Below are 6,694 nucleotides of genomic sequence, written 5' to 3'. Positions count from 1 at the left end.
AGGCTTCAGAGCGCCAGGCTTCAAAGCGCCAGGCTTCAGGGCGCCAGGCTTCAGGGCGCCGGGCTTCAGAGCGCCAGGCTTCAGAGCGCCAGGCTTCAAAGCGCCAGGCTTCAGAGCGCCAGGCTTCAGAGCGCCAGGCTTCAGAGCGCCAGGCTTCAAAGCGCCAGGCTTCAGAGCGCCAGGCTTCAGGGCGCCGGGCTTCAGGGCGCCGGGCTTTAACGCGCCAGGCTTTAACGCGCCAGGCTTCAGGGCGCCTGGTTTCACCGTTCCTGGCTTCACCGCGCCAGCTAAGATAGCTTTCTTCGCGGCGGCCTGTGAGTTGATCAAAGACTTTTTCTGAACTGACATTGCTTCCTCCCTCGAAAATCCTTTGATTTAGCCGCCGGGGTTCATTTCCGATCGGCGTTACGCCGGTAGTAGAGCATTCGGCGTGCCAAAGTCCGGGTGGTCGGGATAGAGGCGACTTCCATTGATTCGGAAGGGCTTAGAGGCCGCGGCGGCGGCGGCTCAGCCCAAAACGGGCGGTCAATAAACTCACCTCGGTCAAAATTTAACCTCGATGACGGTCACTTTTTAAACCTTAGTGAGGTTGTGCTTGCGGCAGAGGTATTTCATTTTCTGGGGATTGATGCGCAACAGCTCGGCGGCGGCGGTCTTCTTGCCGCCAGTGCGGCGCAGCGCGGCCCGTACGTATGCAGCCTCAATGCGCTCCATTTCTTCGTCGAAATGGATCCCGCCTTCGGGGATGAGGATGGATTCCTGGCTGGCGGCGGAGTTGTAAAGGATGCGCTGCGGCAGGTGGCGCATCTTGATGCTGGGCCCATCGGCCATCAGCACCAGCCGCTGGATCAGGTTCTCCAGCTCGCGCACGTTGCCGGGCCACTGGTCCTGCTCGAGGACTTCCAGCACCTCCGGGTCGATGTGCTTGAGTGGCACATTGTTGGCGGCGCAATAGCGCCGAAGGAAGTGGTCGATCAGGATGGGAATGTCGTCGGGGCGCTCCCGTAAGGGCGGCAGGCCGATGGGGACGACGTTGATGCGGTAATAGAGGTCCTCGCGGAAACGGCCCGCCTGCACCATCTCCTCCAGGTCTTCGTTGGTGGCGGCGATGAGGCGGAAATCGATCTTCTTGGCCGTCTTGCCGCCGATGCGAGTGACCGTGCGGTCCTCCAGCACCCGCAGCAGCTTGGACTGCAGGGGAAGGCCCAGGGTGGCGATCTCGTCGAGAAAGAGGGTGCCGCTGTGGGCCAGCTCGATATGTCCGGCGCGGGCCTCCCGGGCGTCGGTGTAAGCGCCCTTCTCATGCCCGAACAGCTCGGTCTCGATCAGCGTGTCGGGCAGGGCGGAACAGTTGATGCTGATGAAAGGTTTCTCCGCCCTGGGGCTGCAGGTCACGATGGCGCGGGCCACCAGTTCCTTGCCGGTCCCGCTCTCACCGCGGATCAGGACGGTGGTGTTGCTGGCGGCCACCCGCTCGATGGCTTCGTACACCCGCAACATCTCCTCGCTGCCTCCGATCAGCTCGCAGAACGTCTGCTTGGAGGCGATCTCCTCCTGCACCCGCCGGTTCTCCAGCTCGTCGGTGCGTTTGTCGAGGGCGCGGCGCAGGACGATGCGCAGCTCGCGGAAATCCAGGGGAGCGACGAAGTACTCGTCGGCGCCCGCTTGCTCGGCCTTGAGCCGCAGGTGACGGCTGCCCGAGCGGGTGAGTGCAAAGAGCACGATGTCCGGCAGCAACTCGCGGGCCTGTTGCACGGCCCGCAATCCATCGTTCGTGCTCTCGCCTACGGTGTCGATGTCGAGGAGTAGCGCATTCGGCGCCAGGCGCTCCAAAGCCACCGCTGTCCCATCCCACGAATCCAGGCACATGGTCTCAAAATGCGGGGCCAGATATTGCTCCGCCTCGGGAGGCACCAGGGTGTCGGTCGTGAAGATGACAACCGACTGGTTGACAGTGGGTCCTTCGGCAGCGGAGGTGGCCGCGGTCCGGGCAGTCATGGATAGCTCCCTGGGGGGAGGGGCAGGATTATGTCAAGAATTAACCATACGAGGAAGAGAAATTGACGCAACAAGAAGGCCCTCGCACCGGCGAGGGCCCTGGACGGGGAGCGCAGGGGAAGGTCTATGCGTCGGTGCTGGCGCGGCCGGTCCAGCCGTGCAGCCCTTGCTTGAGGATCCAGCGCAGCACGTGCGCGTTATTGTAGTAGTAGCCGAGCACGTACTGGCAGGTGGAGAGGCAGTGCGAGTTGCACACCTTCTTCATCTCGTCGAGCTGAGCGTTGTCGAACTTCGGGTTCTCGATCGTTCCCCAGTCCACCTTGGTCTCGCTATACATCGGGAAACACGGTGCCAGTGTGCCGTCGGTGCGTATGACGCACGAGTTGTGCCCGGCGCGGCAGTTCCACGGGTAGGTGATGCCGCGCATGAAGTCCTTCATCTTGCGCAAGTGGTCCTTGCTGTTGACCATGATGTAGCCTTGCGCGTTCTTTTCGATCAGCCAGTCCAGGATCTCGTCCACCCGCGGCCAGTCTTCCTTCATGATGTAGGTGACGTTGTCGTTCAGATGCTGGAAGTGCGGCTGCTCGATGTAGGGCGGCTCGTTGATGTGGACGTCGGTCGAAATGCCGGCGTCGTGCGCGATCTCGGTCAGCTGGTATACGTCCTCGATATTGTTCCGGCAGATGTTCGTGTTGAACACGATCATGTAGCCGTACTTTTGCTGCTGCTTGACCAGGTAGTCGAACTGCTTGCGGATGCGCTTCAGGTTCTTGGGCAGCCCCGGCCTCTCTTCCAGCGCGTCCACCGCCAGGTTGATGGCAGCCACGCCCAGGTCACCCACACGGTCGATGAAATCCTCGTTCATCAGGATGCCGTTGGTGGGCAGGTACACAAAGAAGCCGTTCTTGGTGCCGTAATCGACGACCTTGAGGATCATGTCGCGGCGCAGCAGGGGCTCGCCCCCCATGATGGCGATCACCCGGCAGCCCACCGACTTCAGCCAGTCGATGGAGCGGATGGCGGTCTCTTCCGTCATCCCCTTGACCTTGTTGTTGAAGGCCCAGCAGTAGTGGCAGTCGACGTTGCACTTCCACTCGGTGAACAGGTACGACAGCAGCGGGCGGAACTGGTCCGCCATGATGCGCGACTGCACGTAAGGAACCAACCAGCGACGGAACGCCCGCACGAAATTGTTCGCGTGGTAGCTCTTGGTCTCTAACTCCGCCATCTACAAGCCTCCTGGGCAGGGGTCGATCAGGACTGGGCACCCGCGGGGCAAGCAGATGCCGTCGCCGAGCCAGTCCAAGTTACTTAGAATAAACAGGGATAGCGGAACCCGTACAGCAAAAAATCATTAAGGACGCGGCTACGCGCAGCGTAGTGTCGTTATTGTACAGCGAAGTGAGCAACCAGAAACCTGAACGGCGGAAGACCAAATGCAGCAAAGACTTAGCGAGACTGGTCGCAAGTCGTGAGTCGCAGGTCGCAGGCTGACCTCGTGCATCCTTGCGACTCCTGACTTGCGACTTGCCCACTGTTAGAATCCAGCCCACATCCTCACGCACATGGCCAAGAGACGCGTTCCCGGACACGACCCCAGCAAGCACCCCGTCCTGCGCCGCAACCTTTGTTTCGCTTGCGGCAAGGACAATCCCCACGGCATGCACCTGAAGTTCTTCTACCACGCGGAGACGGAGAGCTTCGTCGCCCGCTTCAAGCTGGCGCAACGTTACTGGGGGCCGCCCAAGCACGCCCATGGCGGCATCATCGCCACCGTCCTCGACGAGGCCATGGGCAAGGTGAACAAGCTGAAGCACGTGATCGCGCTGACTCGGGAGATGACCGTCGAGTACTTGAAGCCAGTGCCGCTGCACAAGCCACTGGTGGTCGAAGGGCGGTCCAAGTACATCCGTGGCCGGCGTCACGTGAACGAAGGCGAGATCCGCAACGAGAAGGGCGAGGTGCTGGCCCGCGGCCGCGCCGTATTCGTGGCTATCGATCCTCACAAGATGTTCGCCAAGTACCTGAAGCGGGCGACGCGGAGGTAATGCCGAGCTTGAGCCCAGCGTTGGGCTCGGCAAAGGGGAGCGGCTTTAGCCGCTGAGGTGCCTCCAGTTCCTCCGAGGCTAGAGCTGTCGTCATGTGAGCAATGGACCGCTGGCCTGAAGGCCAGCACTACCTCAGAGCTTGCGCCAGCTTCCGAACCCCCTCCCGGATCTGCGGGATGGTGAGCGCAGCGTAGCCCAGCAACAGCCCGCCGCGGCGAACCTTGGACGCCGAGCACGACGACAACGGGCGGGTGTAGACGCCCTGTGCCAGCGCCTTCTCCGAGGCTTTGACGTCATCGGCGCCTTCCGGCAGCCAGCCCACCAGGTGCATGCCGCCGTCGGAAGGACGGACCTCCAGCCGGCCGGCCAGTTCCCTTCCCGCCGTCTCCACCAGTGCCGACTGCCGCTCCGCGTAGAGCGCCCGCATGCGGCGGATGTGGCGGGCGAAGTGTCCCTCGGAGATGAAGTCGGCCAGCACCGCCTGCTCGGTCATGGGCGAATGGCCGTCGATGACCGAGCGTGCCCGGCGAAAAGCTTCCACCAGTTCGGCGGGCAGCACGATGAATCCCAGGCGCAGCGAGGGGAACATTGTCTTGCTGAAGCTGCCCATGTAAACCACCCGGCCTGCGGGATCCAGCCCCTGCAACGAAGGCAGCGGCTTGCCGCGATAGCGGTACTCGCTGTCGTAGTCGTCCTCGAGGATCCAGGCCCCGGTACGCTCCGCCCACTCCAGCAGCGCCAGCCGGCGGGTGATGCTCATGGTCACGCCCAGAGGGAAATGATGAGAGGGCGTGACGAAGGCGACCTGCGCCGGACGCGCTGAGGGCTGGACCGCGTGAATGTCCGCGCCCTCCGCATCCACCGGAAGCCGCACCAGGGACGCGCCCGCAGCCAGCAGCGCGACCCGAGCACCCGGATAGCCGGGATCTTCGAGCAGCGCGGTGTTGCCGGGGTCGAGCAGCAGGCGGGCCGAGATGTCCAGCGCCTGCTGCGAGCCGCTGACGATGACGATCTGCTCGGTCTCGCAGCGCACCGCCCGCGAGCCTCGCAAGTACGCGGCGATGGCTTCGCGCAGCGGCTTGTAGCCGGCGGGGTCACCGTAGCCGACCAGGTTGTACCCCGGGCGGCGCCAGTGGCGCGCCATCAGCCGCGCCCAGGTCACGAATGGGAACTCATGTAAATCGGGCAGCCCCGAGGCGAAGGGTTGCGGGCGTCCGCCGACGGTCAGCACCCGCACCGGGCGGCTGGAAAGCAACTTTCCTCGCGTGGAGAGGGAGTGGTTTCGCCCCCGCTTCTTGTGGACCTTCACCGCGCCGGCACTGGCCGAGAGCAGCTCGTCCGGCAAGGAGCGGGCGACACAGGTTCCCGACCCGACCTTAGCCTCGATATAGCCCTCCGCCAGCAGCTGCTCGTAGGCACTGGTGACGGTATTGCGGGAGACGGCGAGATCCGCCGCCAGGAGACGGGTCGAGGGCAGACGTTCGCCCCGGCGTATCTGGCCGCGCAAGACGGCCTGGCGCAGTCCCTCGTAGAGCTGGCCGGCGAGGGAGTTGGGCCGGCGCCGGTCCAGGTCCACCCCGGCCAGGGCCACGTGTACCGCGGTCTTGGGCATATAATGGCTCTATCAGTTACTCATAAAATGGACCTTGTAACAAGTCCATTCTAGGTTCTACCTTAGAGGCTGGAGCAGCGATACAAGCGAAGGAGAACGGAAATGTCAACGAACAATGGCGGGAGCGGGCTGCGGCTGAAGACCGGCCTGGCGGAGATGATGAAGGGCGGAGTCATCATGGACGTCACCAGCGCGGAGCAGGCGAAGGTGGCGGAAGAGGCCGGGGCAGTGTCGGTGATGGCGCTGGAGCGCGTGCCCGCCCAGATCCGCCAGGAGGGCGGCGTGGCCCGCATGGCGAACCCCCGGAAGATCCGCGAGATCATGGGCGCGGTTTCCATCCCGGTGATGGCCAAGTGCCGGATCGGGCACTTCGCCGAGGCCCAGGTGCTGGAGGCGCTGGGCGTGGATTACATCGACGAGTCCGAGGTCCTTACTCCGGCCGATGAAGCGCACCACGTGGACAAGCACGCGTTCAAGGTCCCGTTCGTGTGCGGCGCGCGCAACCTGGGCGAAGCCTTGCGGCGCATCGCCGAGGGGGCAGCCATGATCCGCACCAAGGGCGAGGCCGGGACCGGCGACGTGGTGCACGCGGTCAAACACATGCGCCAGATCATCAGCGAGATGCGCGCCCTGACTGTGATGAACGACGAAGAACTCTACGCCGCGGCCAAGAACCACCAGGCTCCCTATGAACTGGTGCGCATGGTCGCCAAGGCCGGCAAGCTGCCGGTGCCCAACTTCTCCGCCGGCGGCATTGCCACGCCCGCTGACGCCGCGATGATGATGCAGCTCGGGGCGGAGTCGGTGTTCGTCGGCTCCGGCATCTTCATGAAGGACAAGGCGACGCCGCTCGACCTGAGTAACGCCAAGGAGCGGGACGAGGCGGAGCGCCGCGCCCGCGCCATCGTGAAGGCCACCACCCACTTCAACGATGCCAAGATCGTGCTGGAGGCCAGCGAGGAAGTCACCGGCACAATGAAAGGCATCGCCGTCTCGACCATGGCCGAGGCGGACATGTTGCAGACCCGGGGTTGGT

At 63.8% G+C, this 6,694-nt stretch carries 5 protein-coding genes; 2 read left to right on the top strand and 3 right to left on the bottom strand.

What is annotated here, in order from left to right; genetic code table 11:
- Positions 1 to 573 precede the first annotated feature (573 nt).
- Together VMS96_09290 and VMS96_09285 are read right to left on the bottom strand one after the other, a co-directional pair.
- Positions 574 to 1,998: a sigma-54 dependent transcriptional regulator gene (locus VMS96_09290; protein HVP43617.1), complete on the bottom strand. Its 1,425-nt coding sequence runs from the start codon at positions 1,996 to 1,998 to the stop codon at positions 574 to 576.
- Between the two features lie 124 nt (positions 1,999 to 2,122).
- A complete protein-coding gene (locus VMS96_09285; GenBank protein HVP43616.1) occupies positions 2,123 to 3,226 on the bottom strand; it encodes a radical SAM protein in 1,104 nt (367 codons plus the stop codon).
- A gap of 337 nt (positions 3,227 to 3,563) precedes the next feature.
- Between VMS96_09285 and VMS96_09280 the strand changes: the two genes are divergently transcribed.
- The gene (locus VMS96_09280; protein HVP43615.1) at positions 3,564 to 4,046 is read left to right on the top strand and encodes a PaaI family thioesterase; all 483 of its coding nucleotides are present in this window, start codon (positions 3,564 to 3,566) and stop codon (positions 4,044 to 4,046) included.
- A 127-nt stretch (positions 4,047 to 4,173) separates the two neighbouring features.
- On the opposite strand, the gene VMS96_09275 is transcribed toward VMS96_09280, so the two are convergent.
- A complete protein-coding gene (locus tag VMS96_09275) occupies positions 4,174 to 5,658 on the bottom strand; it encodes a PLP-dependent aminotransferase family protein (protein ID HVP43614.1) in 1,485 nt (494 codons plus the stop codon).
- A gap of 102 nt (positions 5,659 to 5,760) precedes the next feature.
- Between VMS96_09275 and pdxS the strand changes: the two genes are divergently transcribed.
- Positions 5,761 to 6,694: pyridoxal 5'-phosphate synthase lyase subunit PdxS (pdxS, locus tag VMS96_09270; protein ID HVP43613.1), on the top strand; the 934-nt coding region annotated here is incomplete at its 3' end.

The sequence above is a fragment of the Terriglobales bacterium genome (assembly GCA_035543055.1).
Taxonomy (GTDB): Bacteria; Acidobacteriota; Terriglobia; order Terriglobales; family Acidobacteriaceae; genus JAIQFD01.
Note: the sequence above shows the minus strand (reverse complement) of the source record. Positions and strands in the feature narration are given on the sequence as shown.